Here is an 18,992-nt window from a genome sequence, read left to right as displayed (position 1 = left end):
AACGTTGTAATCCACAACGCGCTTGATGCAGACGAGTATCTTCATGGACCTTGGTCTTCTCCCTTCCATCCTGCCCCGCAAGGCGCGCTAGAGGCATAAGCGCAATTTACGTTTACGTCAAAGATCGAACCGTTCCAGGTTCAGGCCCGCGTGCCGCCAGGCACCCACAGCACATCGGCCCTGCCATCGTCGTTGGCGATGCGCGCCGCGACGAAGAGCCAGTCCGACAGGCGGTTGACATATTGCAGCGCGGGCTCCGAAACCGTTTCGCCACCCACTCTCGACAGGCCGACCATCAACCGCTCGGCGCGCCGTGCGACGGTCCGCGCATGGTGCAGATGGGCGGATGCCGGTGTGCCTGCCGGCAGCACGAAGGAGTTCAGCGGCGCAAGCCGCGCATTCATGGCGTCGATCTCCCGCTCCAGCCTTCCGACCTGCCCCTGCGTGATCGCGAGGCGTTCATATGGCAGGGGCTTGCCGGTATCGGGCGTCGCGAGATCGGCACCGAGATCGAACAGATCGTTCTGGACACGCGCCAGCGCCCCGTCCGAGGCCGCCTCCGTATGCAGCCTCGCCACGCCGATGACGGCATTCAGCTCGTCGACGGTGCCATAGGCTTCGATGCGCAGATCGTCTTTCGGGCGGCGTTCGCCGGTGCCCAGCGCGGTCGTGCCCTTGTCTCCCGTGCGGGTGTAGATGCGCGTCAGGCGTACCATCTCTCTCCTGTCCGGTCAGCGTGCGAATACAAGGAAGATGACGATGATCAGAACGGCGATCGCCTGCAACATCACCCGAAGCCGCATCAGTTTCTGCGACCGGTTGCCCGGCCCGCCCACCAGCATGTTGCGCAGGCCCGCCACCAGCACGGCGACGACGGCCAGCATCACGGCCAGGGCAAGATAGGTCAGAAAGGAGGACATGCCGGCATTCCAGTTGCTTTCCCTCGATATAGTCGGAAAGGCCGTCGCTTCAAACCGGCTTGCGGCCGGGGCGCATGGCCGCATGGACGCCGGCTCCGGCGATGACGAGGCCCAGCAGTTGCACCGCCGTCAGGCTTTCGCCGAACAGCAGGAACGCCATCACCGCCGTGACGCCGGGCGTCAGGTACATCAGGGACGCCACCCTGGAGACGGCCCCCTCGCGGATCATGAAGAGCAGCAACAGGATGGCCCCGATGGACAGGACGACCGTCAGCCAGACCAGCGCGAAGACGAGTTCTCCCGTCCAGTCGACGGCCATCGTTTCCGTCGCCAGCGCCATCAGGGCGACCGGCAGCAGGGCTCCCACATATTGCAGCGCCGTGCCGGTGCGCAGGTCGACCCCGCCGACGAAGCGTTTCTGCCAGACCGTCCCGGCCGAGATGGCTATGGCCGCCAGGATGACGGGCAGCAGCGTCTGCCACCGGTAGTCCCCATCGGGCGACAGGTTCGGCACCACGACCAGGCCGACGCCGACAAGGCCGAGCAGCAGGCCCATCCAATGGCGTGGGGTGATGCGCTCGCCAAGGAAGGACGCCGCCATCAGCGCGGTCACGATCGGCTGCAGCCCGACGATCAGCGCCGCGATCCCGGCAGGCAGGCCGTGCCTCACCGCATAGAAGACACCGCCCAGATAAAGGCCGTGGATCAGGCTTCCGGCGATGCAGGCATGGAGCGCAGGCCTGCCGCGCGGCCAGGGTGCGCGCGCCAGCGCGATCCAGGGCAGCAACAGACAAAGCGCCAGGGCGAAGCGCATGGCCAGGAAGGTGAAGGGCTCGGCATGCGGCATGGCATAGCGCGCACCGATGAAGCCGGTGGACCAGATGAGCACGAAGAGAGCGGGAAACAGTGGAACGAGCCGGATCATGGTCGACGCCGGCGGGACCGGCCTGGGGATGGAATTACAGGTTCCAATCCCGTATCAGGCAATGCGGGTGGTTGAAAGCACCGAACGGTTGCCGCCCGATCCGTTTACGCGTTCCAGCCGCCGGTTCCATGGCCCTTATCCTTTCGATCATCGTCCCCGTCTTCGGCCTGATCGCGCTTGGCTACGGCGCCGGCCGCGCCCGCCTTCTGCCGAACTCCGCACCCGAGGCGCTTTCGGCATTCGTCTTCGTCATAGCGATGCCGACGGTGCTGTTTCGAACCCTAGCCACCGCGCGCTTCGACGCCGGCAATCCGCTGGCGTTGTGGATTTCCTATTTCGCGGGTGTCGTCGTGGCCTTCGCTCTAGGCATGCTCGTCGCACGCCGGCTTGGACGCAGCGATCGTCGCGCCGCCGTCATCGCCGGTGTCGGGGCGAGCTTCTCCAACCTCGTCTTCGTCGGCGTTCCCATCGCCACGCTGGCCTTCGGCCAGGCGGGGCTCAGCGTCCTCGCCATGCTGCTGGCCGTCCATCTGCCGCTGATGATGATGGGCTCCACGCTGCTCATCGAGCGCGCCGCGCTTCTGGATGCGCGCGACGGCCAGACCGGGGCCGGACCGCGGCTGCCCGTCGCGGATATCGCGCTGCGGGTCGGGCGCAACCTCATCAGGAGCCCCCTCATTCTCGGCATCTTCGCAGGACTGGCCTTCCGCCTGACCGGCCTGCCGCTGTCCGGCCCGCTCGGCGAGATCGTGACGCTGATGGCGGGCGCGGCCGGGCCCGTGGCGCTGTTCTCGCTCGGCCTAACGATGACGCGGTTTCGGATCCGGGGCGACATGCCGGTGGCGCTGGCAATCTCGGCGCTGGCGCTCGTCGTCCAACCGGTTGCGGTCCTTGCCGTCGGTGCGCTGCTGCTGCCGCGCGAATGGCTGGCGCTGACGGTCGCGATGGCCGCCTGCCCCTCGGGCGTCAACGCCTATCTCTTCGCCACCTACTTCCGCAGCGGCGAAGGCATCGCCGCCACGACGATCATAATGACGACCGCCCTGTCCGCCGTCAGCCTGACGATCTGGTTGCTCGTTCTGGCTTAGAACGTTGCCCGTCCAAAGGGAATCCAGGCCCTAGCCCGACCATCCGGCGGATGTCGGCAGGCGTCATGCCGGCCTGGCGAAACGTCGACAGCGCCACGGATCGAATGCTTTTGGACAGCTTGCGACCGTCGGCATCGAGGATGAGATCGTGATGATGATAGATGGGGGCCGGCAGGCCCAGAAGCGCCTGCAGCACTCTGTGCACCGAAGTGGAGGGCGCCAGATCGCGCCCACGCACCACATGCGTTATCCCCTGCAGCGCATCGTCGACGACAACCGACAGGTGATAACTGGTCGGAACGTCCTTGCGCGCCAGCACCACGTCGCCCCAGAGGGCCGGCTCCGCCACGATTTCGGCTTCGCCGTCTTCTCCGCCGGTTTCCACGAAGGACACGATACCGACGCGCCGGATCGCTTCCGCCATGTCGAGCCGCCAGGCATAGGGCAGCCCATCGGCGATGGCCTTCATTCGCTCGTCCTCGCCCATATGGCGGTCCAGGCGCGGATAGAGCGGCGCTCCGTCCGGATCTCTCGGATAAGGCGAGCCGGTCTCGTCTTCAGAGCGCGCGGCAAAGGCCCGGATATCGCCGCGCGTCATGAAGGCGGGATAGGCGAGGCCGTCATCGGCCAGCGCCGTGAGGGCGGCCGCGTAGTCGGCGAAATGCTCGGATTGCCGGCGGTAGGGCGGCGGCGGCAGCACGCCGAGCCAGGCGAGGTCGTCGACCAGCGCTGCCTCCAGCGCCTGCGTGCACCGGGCCGTATCGATATCCTCCAGCCGCAACAGGAACGTGCCGCCTGCCTGCGCCGCCATGTCGGCGTTGATCAGCGCCGAATAGGCATGGCCGAGGTGCAGCGCGCCGTTCGGGCTGGGAGCGAAGCGAAATATCGGTGCCGCGTTGGACTGGACCATGACTCCTCTTATCTTCACCTGCATGATTCGGAGTCCGGATGATATCAGGACAGGGCTCGACGCCCTTGCCCGCATGGACGGGCGCCTTGCACCCGTGATCGAGCGGGCCGGCGCGCTGCCCCTGCGCGCCGGAGATCCGGGCCTGCCGGGCCTTGCCGCAACCCTGATGGGCCAGCAGGTTTCGCGCGCCAGCGCGATGGCGATCACCGGCCGCCTCGCCGGCATGGTGGATTTGAACGACGCGCCGTCCATCCTGGCGCTGGACGACGCCGTCTTCCGGGCCGCAGGCCTTTCGCGGGCCAAGGAGCGCGCGCTTCTGGCCATCGCCTCCGCCGTCATCACCGGCACGCTCGACTTCGATCGCGTCGCAGCAGCCGACAGCGCCACCGCAATCGCCGAGCTGACGTCCGTTCCCGGCATCGGTCCGTGGACGGCCGAGTGCTATCTGCTCTTCTGCCTGGGCCGCGACGACGTCTTCCCAGCGGGCGACCTCGCCCTCCAGGTGGCGGTGGCGCACGCTTTCGGGATGGAAGAACGCCCGCGCGACAAGCCCTTGCGGGCGATGGCCGAGTTCTGGTCGCCGCACCGCTCTGTGGCTGCGCGCCTGTTCTGGGGATATTACGCGGCCGTTACCCGCAGGGACGCCACCCCGGTTGCACTGCAACAAGCCCGAACCCGCCTGTGAATCCGTCCGCAAGCCTTGCTTGCGCGGCTTCACAAAGCCGACATGATGCGCCACGATAGTGCCACAGCGAATTCTTCGGGCATGAGCATCGTATCATCGCAGGACCGGATTCGATTTTGCGAGATGCTGCTTCGGTAGAGGAGACCATCCTTGACGATCGCGGTGCATCCCGGTCTGACTCCGGCTCTCGTATTGAACGCCGATTTCAGACCGCTCAGTTACTACCCACTCTCGCTCTGGTCCTGGCAGGACACGATCAAGGCGGTCTTCCTGGACCGCGTCAACATCCTGGCCGAATACGATGTCGCAGTGCATTCGCCATCCTTCTCGATGCGCCTGCCGTCCGTCGTCTGCCTCAAGACCTACGTCAAGCCGGCGCGGCACCCTGCCTTCACCCGGTTCAACGTCTTCCTGCGGGATCGTTTCCAGTGCCAGTACTGCGGCTCGCCGCACGACCTGACCTTCGATCATGTCGTTCCGCGCTCGCGCGGGGGGCTGACCACCTGGGACAACGTCGTTGCCGCATGCTCTCCGTGCAACCTGCGCAAGGGCGGCGCCATGCCGCAGGATGCGGGCATGTTCCCGGCGCAGAAGCCCTTCCAGCCGACCGTGCACGAATTGCACAACAACGGACGGATGTTCCCGCCCAACTTCCTGCACGATAGCTGGCTCGACTATCTCTACTGGGATACGGAGCTGGAGCCCGAATAAGCCCTCAGCCGCGTCGCATCGCCGTCCGGAAAGCAGCAAAGGCAAGGGCCGCCGCCGCGAGCACGTTCCATCCGGCCATGGAAAGCCCGAGGACGCGCAAGGCAGCCTCGCTGCAGGAGGGTGGGCGTATTGCATCCATGCTGGACAGGAGATCGCCCGTCAGGTCCACGGCGCCGCCGGCGGCGCAATCCGCCGGCCCCGCCCAGAACCCCCATTCGACCCCGGCATGGTAGGCGCCCAGCACCAGCGTCCAGAGCATCATGAGGCCGATAAGTGCGAAAAGCCCGCGCACCACGGCCTGCGGCAGGCGCACCGACACCGCCGCGATGGCGGCGATGCCGACGCCGATCCCGATATAGTAAGGTGTCCGCTGTTCGAGGCAGAGGGCGCACGGCATGTAGCCACCCACATGCTGGAACAGGAGGGCGCCGCCGACCACGGCCCCCATTGCGAGGGTCAGGCCGACTGCGGCGACGCCCTGCCCGGCTTGCGACTGTGCCATGCTGCACTCCACGATATGCTGCGGAGCGCGATAGCATGGCTGCCGCTTGCCGGCAAAGGGTCAGTTGGCGGTTGCCAGCGCGGCGTCGTAACGTTGCGAGACCACGTCCCAGTTGACCACGTCCCACCAGGCCGACAGGTATTCCGGGCGCCGGTTGTTGTATTTCAGGTAATAGGCGTGCTCCCACACATCGTTGCCGATGATGGGTGTGCCCTTGTCCTCCGCCACGTCCATCAGCGGATTGTCCTGATTGGGCGTCGAGGTGATCTCGAGTTCGTTCTCGTCGTTGACGATCAGCCACACCCAGCCGGAACCGAAGCGTCCGGCCCCCGCTTCGTTGAAGGCGGTCTTGAACGCGTCCATATCGCCATAGACGGCCTCGATCGCCGCCGCGAGTTCCTCGGACGGTTCCCCGGCCGCATCGGGCGCCACCATGCTTTCCCAGAAGAAGGTATGGTTCCAGTGACCGCCGGCATTGTTGCGGACCGCTGCCGGATAGGTGCCGGCATTGGCCACGAAATCCTCCAACGTCACGCCTTGGAGCGCTTCGTCCGCGGCGACGGCCTTGTTGAGATTGTCCACATAGGCGCGGTGATGCTTATCGTGATGAAGCGTCATCGTCTCGGCGTCGATGACCGGGTCCAGGGCGTCGGCGGCGTAGGGCAGTTCGCCGAGCGTGAATGGCCCTTCGGCCGTGGCGGCCTCCTGCGCCAGGGCAGGACCGGCCATCAGGCCGGCGACGATCAGGGTGGGCAGGCCTGCGAGTTTCAGCATGTCGGTATCCCTTTTGCTGCGCGTCTCCGCTTTGGAGCGTGGACCTAGCGCACCGCGCCGATCTGCAACCGGGCATCGCGCCGCAGGGCGAACACACTTGCTTGAATGGCCGAATGCCCACCCGCGACCGGGACCGCTTGGCAAACTCGTGCGTTGCACTTAGAGAGTGCGGCGGAAAGGATGCCACCCATGGTTGAAAATGCCGAAGCTGGTGGCGTGCAGGGCAGGACGGCGTCCTTTGCCGATCGATGTGCCCGCGAACCGATCCATATCCCCGGAAGCATACAGCCGCACGGGTTTCTGCTGGTCGTCGACGGCACGTCGCATGCCATCGTCGCAGCCAGCGCCAATGCCGGCATGCATCTGCAGCGGCCAGACGGGGTCGTCGGCGCGCAGCTTGCTGACATCCTGCCGCAGGCACAACCCGTACTGGACGCCGGCGAGCCTGCGGACGGACCGGCTGGCTTCGGCCGTGTGGAACTCTTCGGGCAGCATTTCGAGATGCTGGCGCATTCGAGCGGCCCGTTCATCATCGTCGAACTGGAGGAAGCGGATGCCGAGGCGGCCGGCTCGCTCGATACGCTGTATCCGCAGATTCGCCGTTTCGTATCGGAAAGCCGCACCCACGCGACGCTGGAGGGATTGAACGCCGCCGCGGCGCGCATCGTCCGCGCCCTCACCGGCTTCGACCGCGTCCTGGTGTATCGCTTCGACGAGCACTGGAACGGCACCGTCATCGCCGAGGACGGCAACGACAGGCTTCCGTCGTATCTGGACCTGCGCTTTCCGGCCGCCGACATCCCGGCACAGGCACGGGAGCTGTATCGCCTGAACCGGTTGCGCATCATCCCGGACGCCGCCTATCGGCCGGTGCCGCTCGTGCCGGCGGAAGCCGGGCCGATAGACCTCAGCTACTCGGCGCTGCGCAGCGTCTCGCCGGTCCATGTCGAATACATGCGCAACATGGGTACGCCCGCATCCATGTCCATCTCGCTCGTCGAGGACAACCGTCTGTGGGGCCTGATCTCGTGCCATAACGCCACGCCGCGGCGGGTGCCCGCCCATGTGCGCACGGCTTGCGACTTTCTCGGGCAGGTCGTCGCGCTGCAGATCGGGGCGCGCCTGCGCAGCGAGGAAACCGCCCAGCGCGTGGCCCGTCACGCCATCGAGGCGCGGCTTCTGTCCGCAATGGCGTTGAGCAGCCACTATTCGGAAGGGTTGTCGGGCAGTCCCGAGGACCTTCTCGCACTGACCGACGCGGCCGGCGCCGCGGTGGTGACGAGCGACCTTCTGGAAACCGTCGGGCAAACCCCCGCCGAGGAGGACATCCGCGATCTCGTCGCCTGGCTGTTCCGCACCCAGTCGCATGACGAGGTGTTCGCGACGGATGCGCTCGCCGAGACCACGCCCCGCGCGCAGGCCTATGCCGGCACCGGCTCCGGCGTGGTGGCCATCTCCATTTCGCAGCTTCATCCGAGCTACGTCCTGTGGTTCCGGCCCGAGCAGATCCATACGGTGCGCTGGGGCGGCGACCCGCGCAAGACCACCGATCCGCGTCAGGAGCGTCTGAATCCGCGCACCTCCTTCGAGATGTGGAAGGAAACGGTGCACCTGCGGTCCGCCCCGTGGACGCCGGCGCAACTGGCCGCCGCCGCCAGCCTGCGCAACGCCATCGTGGGCATCGTGATGCGCAAGGCGGAGGAGATGGCCGGCCTGACGGAAGAGCTGCGCCGCAGCAACCGCGAGTTGGAAGCCTTCTCCTATTCGATCAGCCACGATCTGCGCGCGCCGTTCCGGCATATCGTCGGCTTTGCGGAACTCCTGAAGGAGAGTTCCGCCGTCGGCGAAGACAAGCGCGCCGGCCGTTATGTCGACACCATCATCGACTCGGCCTTGTCGGCCGGACGCCTGGTGGACGATCTCCTGGGTTTCTCGCAGATGGGTCGATCGAAGCTCGTGCCGATCCGCGTGGACATGAACCGGCTGGTCGGCGAGGTGCTGCGCATGCAGAAAAGCGAGACCGGCGGCCGCAGCGTCGAATTTACCGTCGCGGACCTGCCCGCCGTCGACGGCGACCCGACCTTCCTCAGGGCGGTCTGGCAGAACCTCGTCGGCAACGCCGTGAAGTACACACGCGGCACGGACCCCAGCCACGTCACCATCGGCGCGGAAGCCGGCGAGGACGAGGATGTCTTCTTCATCCGGGATGACGGCGTCGGCTTCGACATGGACTATGTCGACAAGCTGTTCGGCGTCTTCCAGCGCCTGCATCGGATCGAAGACTACGAAGGCAGCGGCATCGGCCTCGCCAACGTCCGCCGCATCGTCGACAGGCATGGCGGCCGCACCTGGGCCGAGGGCGCGCCCGGCAAGGGCGCGACATTCTATTTCTCACTTCCCCGCCTGACGGAGGGCGATTGATGCCGGATATCAAACCGATCCTGCTGGTCGAGGACAATCCGAACGATCTGGAACTCACCCTGCACGCTCTGGAACGCAGCCTTCTGGCAAACGAGGTCGTCATCGCGCGCGATGGCGCCGAAGCGGTGGACTGGTTGAAAGCGGATGGCGCGCACCAGGGCCGCGAGACCGGCGATCCGGCGGTGGTGCTGCTGGATCTGAAACTTCCGAAGCTGGACGGGCTCCAGGTCCTGGAACGCATCAAGACCGATGACGACCTGAAGCATATTCCGGTCGTGATGCTGACCGCCTCCAAGGAAGAAAGCGATCTGGTGCGCAGCTACTCGCTCGGCGTCAACGCCTTCGTCGTCAAGCCGGTCGACTTCAAGGAATTCTTCAAGGCGATCCAGGATGTCGGCGTGTTCTGGGCGATCCTGAACGAGCCGCACCCGCCCCGGCGGCGCGAGCGGCCGATGAAGGTCACCGAGGTATGACGCCACCCCTCGGCGCGACACGCATCCTCAATCTGGAGGACAGCGATCTCGATGCGGCGCTGATCGAGGAGCACCTGCGCCTTGCCGGCATCCGCCACGAGACGGAACGCGTCTGGGACAAGCCGGCCTTCCTGGAGGCGCTCGAAGCCGGCGGGTTCGACCTGATCCTCGCCGATTACCGGTTGCCGGCCTTCGATGGCCTGTCGGCCCTGGAGCTGGCGCGTATCCATGCACCGGACATCCCCTTCATCTTCGTGTCCGCGACGCTGGGCGAGGAAGTGGCGATCGAGGCGCTCAAGAAGGGGGCCACGGACTACGTCATCAAGTCCCGGCTGGGCCGGCTCGGCTCCAGCGTGGCGCGGGCCCTCAGGGAAGGCGAGGAGCGTCGCGCCCGCGAATTCGCCGAAGAAGAATCCGTCAATACGCGCAGGCGCCTCAGCGCCGCGCTCAGCGTGGCGGAGATCGGCACCTTCGAATGGACGATCGCCGACGACACGGTGATCCTCGACGAACGCTCGCTCGAAATCCTCGGCCTCGACGGCGCAGCCGTGCGCATGGTGGAGGAGTTCAAGGGCATCATCGCGCCGGACGATCTCGCGCGCGTGCGGGAAGCGGCCTATGCCGCGCGCGGCACGCGCGAGCGCTTCGCGGTGGAGTTCCGGGTGGAGCACAGGCACGGCCTGGTGCGCGACGTGGCGGCGGTCGGCGACTGGTTCGGGACCGAGGGCGACCGGAACGAGCGGGGCATCGGTGTCCTGCAGGACGTGACCGACCAGAAGGCCACGCGCGAGCGGCAGGCCATCGTGGTGCGCGAGTTGCATCACAGGGTCAAGAACAGCCTGTCCACCGTGCAGTCCGTCATCAACTTCACGCTCAAGACCTCTCCGGACATGGCGGCGTTCCGCGACGGAATTTCCGCCCGCATCGCATCCCTTGCCCGAAGCCACGCGCTGCTGACCAACGATCAGTGGCGCGGCATTCTGCTGCGGGAGGTCATATCGTCGGAACTGGCGGCCTATGACGATGGTTCACGGGTGAGGTTATCGGGACCATCGGTGTACCTGCCATCCGAACTGGCTGTCTCCTTTTCCATGGCGATGCATGAATTGACGACGAACGCCGCCAAGCATGGGGCATTGTCCACGCGGGACGGAGCGTTGGCGATCGATTGGTCCATCGACCGGGAGGGCGAGGTGGATATGCTGGAAATCGTCTGGCAGGAGAGCGGTGGCCCGCCCATCCTCGGCGAGCCGACACGCAAGGGCTTCGGCACGACGCTGCTGCAGCGCCTCCTGACGATGCAGATCGGCGGAACCGTCGTGTCGACCCTTCCGCGCGACGGGGCGCGGGTCGTCATCCGGGCGCCGCTGATGGATATCGCCCCCTCGCCGATGGGCGATGCGCGGGCAGGCGTCTGACATGAAGGATCTGTGGGCGGGCAAGCGCGTTCTCGTCGCGGAAGACAATCCGCTGGTGGCGATGGATATCGAGGATACGCTCCTTTCGGTCGGGGCGCAGGTGGTCGGCCCGGTGGCTGCGGCGGCCGATGCCGTCAGCCGTTGCCTGAACGGGCCCGTGGACGCCGCCATCCTGGATTTCAACCTGCACGGAGGACCGGTGACGCCCGTGCTCGAAATCCTGTGGGAGCGCTCGGTCCCCATGGTCATCTGCACCGGGGCGGGCCTGCCCCAGGAGGTCAGTTCACGCTTTCCCGGCCTGTCCGTCTGCCTGAAGCCTGTGGTTCCGGAAACGCTTCTGACGCGGTTGAGCGAAGCGCATGAAGCGGTGCTGGCGGCGCGCTGACATTAGAGCGTTTCCGACTCATATGGAATCACTCTAGATGTCGAGTGTCACGACGATGGGAACGTGGTCCGAAGGCCGGTCCCATCCGCGGGCGGCGCGCAGGATATCGACAGCAAGGAGATGCGGTGCGAGATCGGGCGAGGACCATACATGGTCGAGCCGGCGCCCCCTGTCGGCCGCCGTCCAGTCCTTCGCGCGGTAGCTCCACCAGGTATAGACCTTTTCCGGCAGTGGAACCGCCTGCCGCACGAGATCGCTCCAGCCGCCTTCGGCGATGACGCGCAAGAGGCCATCCGTCTCCACCGGGGTGTGCGACACGACCTTGAGGAGCTGCCTGTGAGACCAGACATCCTCGGCGAAGGGCGCGATGTTGAGGTCGCCGACGAGGATGGACGAGACGCCCGGCTCTCCCGAGGCGCGCATGGATCGCATTTCGTCCACGAAATCCAGCTTGTGCCGGAACTTCGGGTTGATAGCCGGGTCCGGCTCGTCGCCGCCGGCCGGGACATAAAGGTTATGGACCCGTATGGCACGGTCGCCGACCTCGATCCGGGCGGACAGGTGCCTCGCATCGCCGACGGCGCAGTAATCCTGCTTGACGACGTCGTCGAAGGGCATCTTCGAAAGCGTGGCCACCCCGTGATAGCCCTTCTGTCCGTTCAGCGCGATGTGCCGATAGCCCAGTTCCTCGAACCGCTCCCGAGGGAACAGATCGTTCGGGCATTTCGTCTCCTGCAGGCACAGCACGTCGGGGGCCGTCTCGGCGATCAGCCGTTCGACGATCGGCATGCGCAGGCGCACCGAGTTGATATTCCATGTCGCGATCTTGAAGGGCACGGGCGGTAGCACACTTTCCGGGTTCGGGCAGGACAGGCCCCTTATGGACAAGGCGTCCTGTCGCATCAACCCGCTGGAGGCGTGATGTTCGAAGGCTTTGAAACGCGAAAGATCGCCGGGGCGGGCGCCGAGATCCACATGCGCATCGGCGGCGACGGGCCGCCTTTGCTGCTGTTGCACGGCTTTCCGCAGACGGGCGCGATGTGGGCCGGGATCGTGCCGGCCCTGGCGCAGCGCTTTCGGCTCTTCGTTCCCGACATGCGGGGTTACGGCCAATCATCGACCCCGGACAGCAAGGGCGGCTCGGCCTATACCAAGCGCGTCATGGCGCAGGACATGATCGCCGTCATGCAGGCGCTGGGCCACGAGCGCTTCGCCGTCGCCGGCCATGACAGGGGCGCACGCGTGGCGTACCGGATGGCCCTCGACCACCCTGCGGCCATCAGCCGGCTGGCGGTTCTCGATATCCTGCCGACTGCCGAGATGTGGCGGCACATGAACGCCGAAGAGGCGCTCGGCACCTACCATTGGATGTTCCTTGCCCAGCCGAACCCCATGCCGGAGCGGCTGATCGGCAACGACGCCGTCTTCTACCTGGACCACACGATCGCCAGCTGGACGAAGTCGCATGCGCTGGCGCCCTTCTCGTCCGAGGCGCTCGCCGAATACCGGCGCAGCTTCGCGCGGGGCGATTACATCCATGCGGCTTGCGAGGATTACCGCGCCGGCGCCACGGAAGACCGGAGGCTCGACGAGGAAGACATGGCGTCCGGCCGCCGGATCGCCGCCCCGACGCTGGCCTTGTGGGGCGGCCACGGCATCGCGGCGTCGGTGGGGGACGTTCTCGGCGTCTGGCGCGGCTGGTGCGAAAGCGTCGAGGGCGAAGCGCTGGACTGCGGACATTTCGTCGTGGAGGAAGCGCCCGAGCCGGTGACGCGGGCGCTTATCGGGTTCTTCTCGCAGCGCGGCTGATATCAGCCCCGCGTCTGCCCCATGGCGATGGAGTTGTAGGGGATCACGAAGACGGAAGGGTCGATGCGCACGCCTTCCTGAACGTCGTAGATCATCACCGTGGTGTCCTTGCCCTGCGCATCGCGAATCGTCCACTGGCGCAGATCGTTGGTGTTCGGATCGAACATCATGGTGATGCGCGAATTGCCGAAGACGGACTTGTCCCCCATGACGATGGTCGTCAGGTCCGGCCCTTCCTGGACATTCTGGATGTTGGCGGCCGACAGGTCGATGCGCCTGTCGAGCAGCAATTTCATCGGGGTCTTCGACAGCGGATACAGATCCCACGTGTTCATGCGGCGATTGTTGACCGCCACCTGGCTGCCGTCCGCGATGATCCGGAGCGGCTGGCCGCTATAGTCGAAGCGGATCTTGCCCGGACGCTCGATATAGAACTTGCCCTCGGTCTGGTTGCCGGCGGCGTCGAACTGCACGAAGCTGCCGGCCATGGACTGCACGGACGAGAAGTGGTCGGCCACACGCTGCGCCACGGCGCCGGCGGACTGCGCATAGGCAGGCACGGCCATGGGCAGCGCCAGGGCTGCGGCCAGGGCGAGCGCCCGGATGGAAGTACGATTTCGCGGCCTTTTCGACACAAGTCGATTCCACATGGGGCTTACGGTCCTTTTGTCTCTGGCGTCCCTGCCTTGTACGGGCCCCAGGGATAATCCGGGCCTCGGGCAGTTTTGGGGCGCTACTTTCCCCTCTTCATCACAAGATGGGGACGGCGAGCCTCCATGCCAGTGCACCGTCCGGAAATCCCGGATCAGGCATTGTCGGTCGGTACGAGGATCTCGCGTTTTCCGGCATGGTTTGCCGGCCCGACCACGCCCTCCTGTTCCATCCGCTCGATGATCGAGGCTGCCCGGTTGTAGCCGATCTGCAGCCGCCGCTGGACGTAGGAGGTAGAGGCCTTGCCGTCGCGCAGCACGATGGCGACCGCCTGGTCGTAGAGATCGGCCGATTCATCCATGCCGCCGGCCGAGCCCGAGCCGCCGGACCCCATATCCTCCTCGTCCTCCTCCTCGAGGATCGAGTCGAGGTAATCGGGCACGCCCTGCGATTTCAGATGCGAGACTATCGCCTCGACTTCGGAATCGTCGACGAACGGGCCGTGCACGCGCTGGATACGCCCGCCACCTGCCATGAACAGCATGTCGCCCATGCCCAGGAGCTGCTCTGCCCCCTGCTCCTGCAGGATGGTGCGGCTGTCGATCTTGGAGGTCACCTGGAAGGAGATGCGTGTCGGGAAATTGGCCTTGATCGTGCCGGTGATGACATCCACCGACGGGCGCTGCGTGGCCATGATGACGTGGATGCCTGCGGCGCGTGCCATCTGCGCCAGACGCTGGACCGTGCCCTCGATCTCCTTGCCGGCCACCATCATCAGGTCCGCCATCTCGTCGATGATGACGACGATATACGGCAGCGGCTGCAGGTCGAACTCCTCGGACTCGAAGATCGGCTCCCCGGTTTCACGGTCGAATCCGGTCTGTACCGTGCGCGAGATGGTTTCGCCCCTGTCGATCGCCTGCGCCACGCGGGTGTTGAAGCCGTCGATGTTGCGCACCCCGACCTTCGACATCTTGCGGTAGCGGTCTTCCATCTCCCGCACCGTCCATTTCAGCGCCACGACGGCCTTCTTCGGATCGGTCACGACCGGCGACAGGAGGTGCGGGATGCCATCGTAGATCGAAAGCTCCAGCATCTTCGGGTCGATCATGATCATGCGGCACTGCGACGGCGACAGCCGGTACAGAAGCGACAGGATCATCGTGTTGATGGACACGGACTTGCCGGAACCCGTCGTACCGGCAACCAGAAGATGCGGCATCTTGGCAAGGTCGGCGATGACCGGCTCTCCGCCGATGGTCTTGCCCAGCGTCAGCGGCAACTTGCCCTTGTTCTGGCTGAAGCTCTCGGCCGCCAGCATCTCGCGGAGATAGACGGTTTCACGCTTGCGGTTGGGCAGCTCGATGCCGATGGCGTTCTTGCCGGGAATGACGGCGACGCGCGCCGCGATGGCGCTCATGGACCGGGCGATGTCGTCGGCAAGCCCGATGACGCGCGACGATTTGATGCCGGGCGCCGGCTCGAGCTCGTAGAGGGTCACGACCGGGCCGGGACGCACCTCGATGATCTCGCCCTTGACGCCGAAATCGTCCAGGACGCCTTCCAGCAGACGCGCGTTTTCCTGCAGCATCTCCGGCGTCAGGGAATCGTCGCGCGCCAGCGCCCGGGGCGGCGACAGGAGATTGATGGAAGGCAGCTCGAAGAACTCGGGCTGGTACGCATGGGCGGGCTCGCCCTGATAGACGCGTGCCGGCGCCGTGTTGCGCGACGGGGCCGAGGGCGCGGAGGCCGGAACCACCCGAACCGGCTTTTCCAGCGAGGGCATGGGTGCGGCCGAGGGCCGCGATGGCGCGAAGCCCGGCTCCTGGCGCTCGACGCCCGTGTCGTTGCCGGGCGTCCTGTTACGCCCGAGTGTCGGGAAGGCCACCACATTGGCCGGAATGAAGTCGCGCCAGCCGCCGCTCTTCTCGCGCGGGGGGCGCTCGTCGGCGTGCAGGGGCCGGGGTGCGTCGTCCAGATCGAAGGGCGGCGCATCGCCGTAATTGGCCGGTGCGTCGAACATCAGTTCCTCGACCGAAGGCTCGTCGGGCGAAAGGTCTTCGAACTGCTCGAACGCCTCCTGGTCCCGATCGTCGAGGCCGTCCGGCGCCGCGAAGCCGAGCTCGCCCGTTTCCGGATCGAACGGTTCGTCGTCGCGCTCCCATCGCTTCTTGCCGAGGCGCGAAGCGGCATAGGAGCCGTTCCAGTCGCTGCGGCCATGCCGCACCGTGGCGCGGCTGGTATCCACGAAACGGCGCGCGGCGGCGTCCGCGTCGGAGGCCGGCTCGGCAAAGACATCGACGTCATAGGCCTCGTCGAAGGCAGGGGCCTGTGGCGGCTCCGGCCGCTGCGCCGGGCGCGCCTGCGGCTGCTGCGCGGCCGGCTGATAGCCGTAGTCGTCGAAGCCATCCATGTCGACGGCATCGAAGTGCGGCTGCTGCGGCCGCGTGTCCACCACGCGGATTTCGCGCTGCGGGCGGCCGGCGGCGGCGGGGGACGCCGCAACCGGCGCGCCTGCCGCCATGGACGGCTCTTCGCGCCAGGCCGGGCCGGAGCCCGGCTCGCGGCGCTGGACGGGGCGGGTATCCGCATTCGGCCGGCGGATGCCCGACCATGCGGAATAGGCCAGATGGGTGGCCGCACCCGCCAGAAGCTGCCAGCGGCTCTCGCCGGCTTCCTCGTCTTCGATTTCGTCCGCCACTGTCGGCGCGCGCGGAGCGGCAGCCGCCATCGACGCCGCCGGCACCGTGCGCCGCGCGCGGCCGACGAAACCCAGGCCGGTGAGGTACAGCCACGCCGCCGGCACGGCGAGGACGATGCCGAGGATGCTTCCGGCCAGACCCGAGGGATAGGCCCCCGTCACGAGGGCCGGAAACTTCAGGACGATGTCGCCGGCGATGCCGCCGAGGCCGATCGGCAGCGGCCAGCCGGCCGGCGCGCCGATGCAACCCAGCGCCGTCGCGGCAAGCAGGGTGCCGCCGAGGGCAAACCAGCCGCGGCGCCCGGCGCCGTCGATCCGCCGTCCGCCGACCAGCCTGAGCCCCCAGACGAACGGCAGGACGATCGTCAGCACCGAGGCGAGCCCGAAGACCTGCATCGCAAGGTCGGCGATGATGGCGCCGGATGCGCCCGCAAGATTGCCCACCGGGTTGGAATTGGACTGGCTCAGCGACGGATCGCCCACGTTCCAGGTGGCGAGTGCGGCGGCAAGGTAGACCGAAAGGCCGATGAGGGCGACGCCGCCCACGATCGACAATCCGCTCCGCTGCCTGCCCTCGAATTCGTCTTTTGCGTCGATCGTAGCCATGGTCATTCGCGCTTTGTCCTGTTGCCCGCCGACGACCAGCCGGCATGCGTTCAACGAGACCCGAGCCGCTTTTGGGCAGGTTCGGTGTGGTGGGCATGGCCGCGGAACGGCAGCCGGAGGCCCGTCATCCCCGACTTTAGGCAAACGAGGTTAAAGGCCGTTTAACCCTGTTCGTAAAGTCGTGAAGAGTATTTGCCGAACGCCGATCCAGCCCCAGATGATGGACGAGATCATCGCAACCGGGAAGAACGGGCATGGATATCAGGCATGAGGACAGGGGCCGTGGCGGCCTTTTCGTGACGGGAGACGGCGAGGACAGGGCGGAGTTGACCTATTCGCCCGCAGGCATCCAGGACGCCTGGGTGTTCGACCACACCTACGTTCCGGAGAAGCTGCGCGGCCAGGGCATCGCCGGAAAGTTGCTGGATTTCGCCGTGGGCTTCGCCCGGGACAAGGGCATGAAGGTGGTTCCCGCCTGCTCCTACGTGCGCGCCGAGTTCGAGCGGCATCCCGAGCGTTACGCGGACCTGGCCACCGAAGAGAAGAAGCCCTTCGGCCGCGTCTGAACGAGAATAAGGGGCGGGCGCCGGGCGCCCGCCCCTGTTTTCCTTAAGTCTGACCGCGGCGCGATCAGCTATGATAGGCGGATTCGCCGTGCGACGTCAGGTCCAGCCCTTCGCGCTCGGCTTCCAGCGTCGGGCGAAGGCCGATCACCAGGTCCACGATCTTGTACAGGATCGCCGAAACAATACCGCAATAGACGATGGTGATCACCACGGCGACGATCTGCGAATAGACCTGGCCGCCCATGCTGACGCCGTCGGCATAGCCGATGCCGCCCAGCGACGAAGAGACGAAGATGCCGGTGCCGATGGCGCCGACGATGCCGCCGATGCCGTGGATGCCGAACACGTCGAGGCTGTCGTCATAGCCCGCGGCCGGCTTCACGACCGCCACGAAGAAGTAGCAGGCGGCGGAAGCGATGGCGCCCAGCACGATGGCGCCGATCGGGCCGATCAGGCCGGCGGCCGGCGTGACGGCGACGAGGCCGGCGATGATGCCCGAGACAGCGCCCAGCATGGACGCCTTGCCGCGCGCGACCGCCTCGATCAGGATCCACGCCACCGTGGCGCCGGCCGTGGCCGTGAAGGTGTTGATCATGGCAAGGGCCGCGCCGCTTGTGGCCTCCAGGTTGGAGCCGGCGTTGAAGCCGAACCAGCCGACCCACAGGATGGAGGCGCCCACCATGGTGAGCGTCATCGAGTGCGGAGCCATCATGTCCTTGCCGAGGCCGGTGCGCTTGCCCACCAGCAATGCGCCGACGAGGCCGGCGATACCGGCGTTGATGTGCACCACGGTGCCGCCCGCGAAGTCCAGCGCCGCGACGCCCCCGGCATGCAGGCCGTTGAAGATCAGGCCGTTCGCGTCCCACACCATATGGGCGATCGGGAAGTAGACGAGCGTCACCCACAGGATGGTGAACAGCACCACCGCGCCGAACTTGATGCGTTCGGCGAAGGCGCCCACGATCAGCGCCGGCGTGATGCAGGCGAAGGTCATCTGGAAGGCGATGAAGACGTATTCCGGAAGTTCCACGCCATCGGTGAAGGTGGCGACGGTGCTGTCGACGGTCACGCCGGCCAGGAACAGCTTGGCGAGGCCGCCCCAATAGGGGCTGGTCGACCCGCCGAAGGCGAGCGAGTATCCGTAGACGACGTAGATGATCATCACGACGGCGCAGATCGTCACGCACTGCATGAGGACCGACAGCATGTTCTTGGCGCGCACCAGGCCGCCATAGAACAGGCCGAGGCCGGGCAGCACCATGAACAGCACCAGCACGGTCGATATGAGCATCCAGGCGACATCGCCCTTGTCGATGATGGCCGCGGCCGTCTCCACGGGAGCCGGACCGATGCCGGTATCCTGTGCGAGCGCCATGCCGGCGGTGGCGAGGACGCCCCCGAGCCCGCCGGCGACAACTGATTTCAAGTGTTTCATCTGAACTGTCCC

General features: G+C 66.4%; 19 protein-coding genes. 9 read left to right on the top strand and 10 right to left on the bottom strand.

Annotated elements, in window-relative coordinates:
* Positions 1–140 precede the first annotated feature (140 nt).
* Genes NDN16_RS18260 through NDN16_RS18250 form a run of 3 tightly spaced genes read right to left on the bottom strand, consistent with a single transcriptional unit; the run spans position 141 to position 1,845 of the window.
* Positions 141–716, bottom strand: coding sequence for a cob(I)yrinic acid a,c-diamide adenosyltransferase (locus NDN16_RS18260; protein WP_251114882.1), 576 nt, complete (start codon positions 714–716; stop codon positions 141–143).
* Between the two features lie 15 nt (positions 717–731).
* Positions 732–920, bottom strand: coding sequence for a twin transmembrane helix small protein (locus NDN16_RS18255; protein ID WP_039196037.1), 189 nt, complete (start codon positions 918–920; stop codon positions 732–734).
* A 49-nt stretch (positions 921–969) separates the two neighbouring features.
* Positions 970–1,845 carry a DMT family transporter gene (locus NDN16_RS18250; RefSeq protein ID WP_251114881.1) on the bottom strand — a complete coding sequence of 292 codons (876 nt, stop codon included), beginning with the start codon at positions 1,843–1,845 and terminating at the stop codon, positions 970–972.
* Between the two features lie 128 nt (positions 1,846–1,973).
* On the opposite strand from NDN16_RS18250, the gene NDN16_RS18245 reads away from it, so the two are divergent.
* Positions 1,974–2,933 carry an AEC family transporter gene (locus NDN16_RS18245; protein ID WP_251114880.1) on the top strand — a complete coding sequence of 320 codons (960 nt, stop codon included), beginning with the start codon at positions 1,974–1,976 and terminating at the stop codon, positions 2,931–2,933.
* On the opposite strand, the gene gluQRS is transcribed toward NDN16_RS18245, so the two are convergent.
* Positions 2,899–3,843 (bottom strand): tRNA glutamyl-Q(34) synthetase GluQRS, encoded by a 945-nt coding sequence (gluQRS, locus tag NDN16_RS18240; protein WP_251114879.1) that lies wholly within the window; start codon positions 3,841–3,843, stop codon positions 2,899–2,901. The genes NDN16_RS18245 and gluQRS overlap by 35 nt on opposite strands.
* Here gluQRS and NDN16_RS18235 point away from each other — a divergent pair.
* Positions 3,842–4,528, top strand: a complete 687-nt coding sequence (locus tag NDN16_RS18235; RefSeq protein WP_251114878.1) for a DNA-3-methyladenine glycosylase family protein — start codon at positions 3,842–3,844, stop codon at positions 4,526–4,528. The genes gluQRS and NDN16_RS18235 overlap by 2 nt on opposite strands.
* A 150-nt stretch (positions 4,529–4,678) precedes the next feature.
* Entirely contained in the window at positions 4,679–5,239 is a 561-nt protein-coding gene (locus tag NDN16_RS18230) for an HNH endonuclease (protein WP_251114877.1), read from the top strand.
* 4 nt (positions 5,240–5,243) lie between these two features.
* On the opposite strand, the gene NDN16_RS18225 is transcribed toward NDN16_RS18230, so the two are convergent.
* Together NDN16_RS18225 and NDN16_RS18220 are read right to left on the bottom strand one after the other, a co-directional pair.
* Positions 5,244–5,741 (bottom strand): disulfide bond formation protein B, encoded by a 498-nt coding sequence (locus tag NDN16_RS18225; protein WP_251114876.1) that lies wholly within the window; start codon positions 5,739–5,741, stop codon positions 5,244–5,246.
* A 60-nt stretch (positions 5,742–5,801) separates the two neighbouring features.
* Positions 5,802–6,515, bottom strand: coding sequence for a superoxide dismutase (locus tag NDN16_RS18220; RefSeq protein ID WP_285292816.1), 714 nt, complete (start codon positions 6,513–6,515; stop codon positions 5,802–5,804).
* Positions 6,516–6,704: 189 nt separating this feature from the next.
* Here NDN16_RS18220 and NDN16_RS18215 point away from each other — a divergent pair, with 189 nt between their 5' ends.
* From NDN16_RS18215 to NDN16_RS18200, 4 genes are read left to right on the top strand one after another with little or no spacing between them, the layout of a single operon-like run.
* Positions 6,705–8,936 (top strand): ATP-binding protein, encoded by a 2,232-nt coding sequence (locus NDN16_RS18215; RefSeq protein WP_251114875.1) that lies wholly within the window; start codon positions 6,705–6,707, stop codon positions 8,934–8,936.
* Complete coding sequence (locus NDN16_RS18210) at positions 8,936–9,409, top strand: response regulator (protein WP_251114874.1); 474 nt, start codon at positions 8,936–8,938, stop codon at positions 9,407–9,409. Before NDN16_RS18215 ends, NDN16_RS18210 begins: the two co-directional genes overlap by 1 nt.
* On the top strand, positions 9,406–10,827 hold the full coding sequence (locus tag NDN16_RS18205) for a sensor histidine kinase (RefSeq protein WP_251114873.1): 1,422 nt from the start codon (positions 9,406–9,408) through the stop codon (positions 10,825–10,827). Before NDN16_RS18210 ends, NDN16_RS18205 begins: the two co-directional genes overlap by 4 nt.
* Before the next feature lies 1 nt (position 10,828).
* Complete coding sequence (locus NDN16_RS18200) at positions 10,829–11,212, top strand: hypothetical protein (RefSeq protein ID WP_251114872.1); 384 nt, start codon at positions 10,829–10,831, stop codon at positions 11,210–11,212.
* 33 nt (positions 11,213–11,245) lie between these two features.
* Here the strand turns inward: NDN16_RS18200 and NDN16_RS18195 are convergent, their stop codons facing one another.
* A complete protein-coding gene (locus tag NDN16_RS18195) occupies positions 11,246–12,049 on the bottom strand; it encodes an exodeoxyribonuclease III (RefSeq protein ID WP_251114871.1) in 804 nt (267 codons plus the stop codon).
* An 84-nt stretch (positions 12,050–12,133) separates the two neighbouring features.
* On the opposite strand from NDN16_RS18195, the gene NDN16_RS18190 reads away from it, so the two are divergent.
* On the top strand, positions 12,134–13,021 hold the full coding sequence (locus tag NDN16_RS18190; RefSeq protein ID WP_251114870.1) for an alpha/beta fold hydrolase: 888 nt from the start codon (positions 12,134–12,136) through the stop codon (positions 13,019–13,021).
* A gap of 2 nt (positions 13,022–13,023) precedes the next feature.
* On the opposite strand, the gene NDN16_RS18185 is transcribed toward NDN16_RS18190, so the two are convergent.
* Complete coding sequence (locus tag NDN16_RS18185; protein ID WP_251114869.1) at positions 13,024–13,656, bottom strand: outer-membrane lipoprotein carrier protein LolA; 633 nt, start codon at positions 13,654–13,656, stop codon at positions 13,024–13,026.
* 170 nt (positions 13,657–13,826) lie between these two features.
* Positions 13,827–16,985, bottom strand: coding sequence for a DNA translocase FtsK (locus tag NDN16_RS18180; protein ID WP_251114868.1), 3,159 nt, complete (start codon positions 16,983–16,985; stop codon positions 13,827–13,829).
* A 248-nt stretch (positions 16,986–17,233) separates the two neighbouring features.
* Here NDN16_RS18180 and NDN16_RS18175 point away from each other — a divergent pair, with 248 nt between their 5' ends.
* Positions 17,234–17,545, top strand: a complete 312-nt coding sequence (locus tag NDN16_RS18175; protein WP_251114867.1) for a GNAT family N-acetyltransferase — start codon at positions 17,234–17,236, stop codon at positions 17,543–17,545.
* Positions 17,546–17,609: 64 nt separating this feature from the next.
* Here the strand turns inward: NDN16_RS18175 and NDN16_RS18170 are convergent, their stop codons facing one another.
* Positions 17,610–18,980 carry an ammonium transporter gene (locus NDN16_RS18170; RefSeq protein ID WP_435301126.1) on the bottom strand — a complete coding sequence of 457 codons (1,371 nt, stop codon included), beginning with the start codon at positions 18,978–18,980 and terminating at the stop codon, positions 17,610–17,612.
* Between the last annotated feature and the right edge of the window lie 12 nt (positions 18,981–18,992).

It is taken from the genome of Aureimonas altamirensis (assembly GCF_023702225.1).
GTDB lineage: Bacteria > Pseudomonadota > Alphaproteobacteria > Rhizobiales > Rhizobiaceae > Aureimonas > Aureimonas altamirensis_B.
Note: the sequence above shows the minus strand (reverse complement) of the source record. Positions and strands in the feature narration are given on the sequence as shown.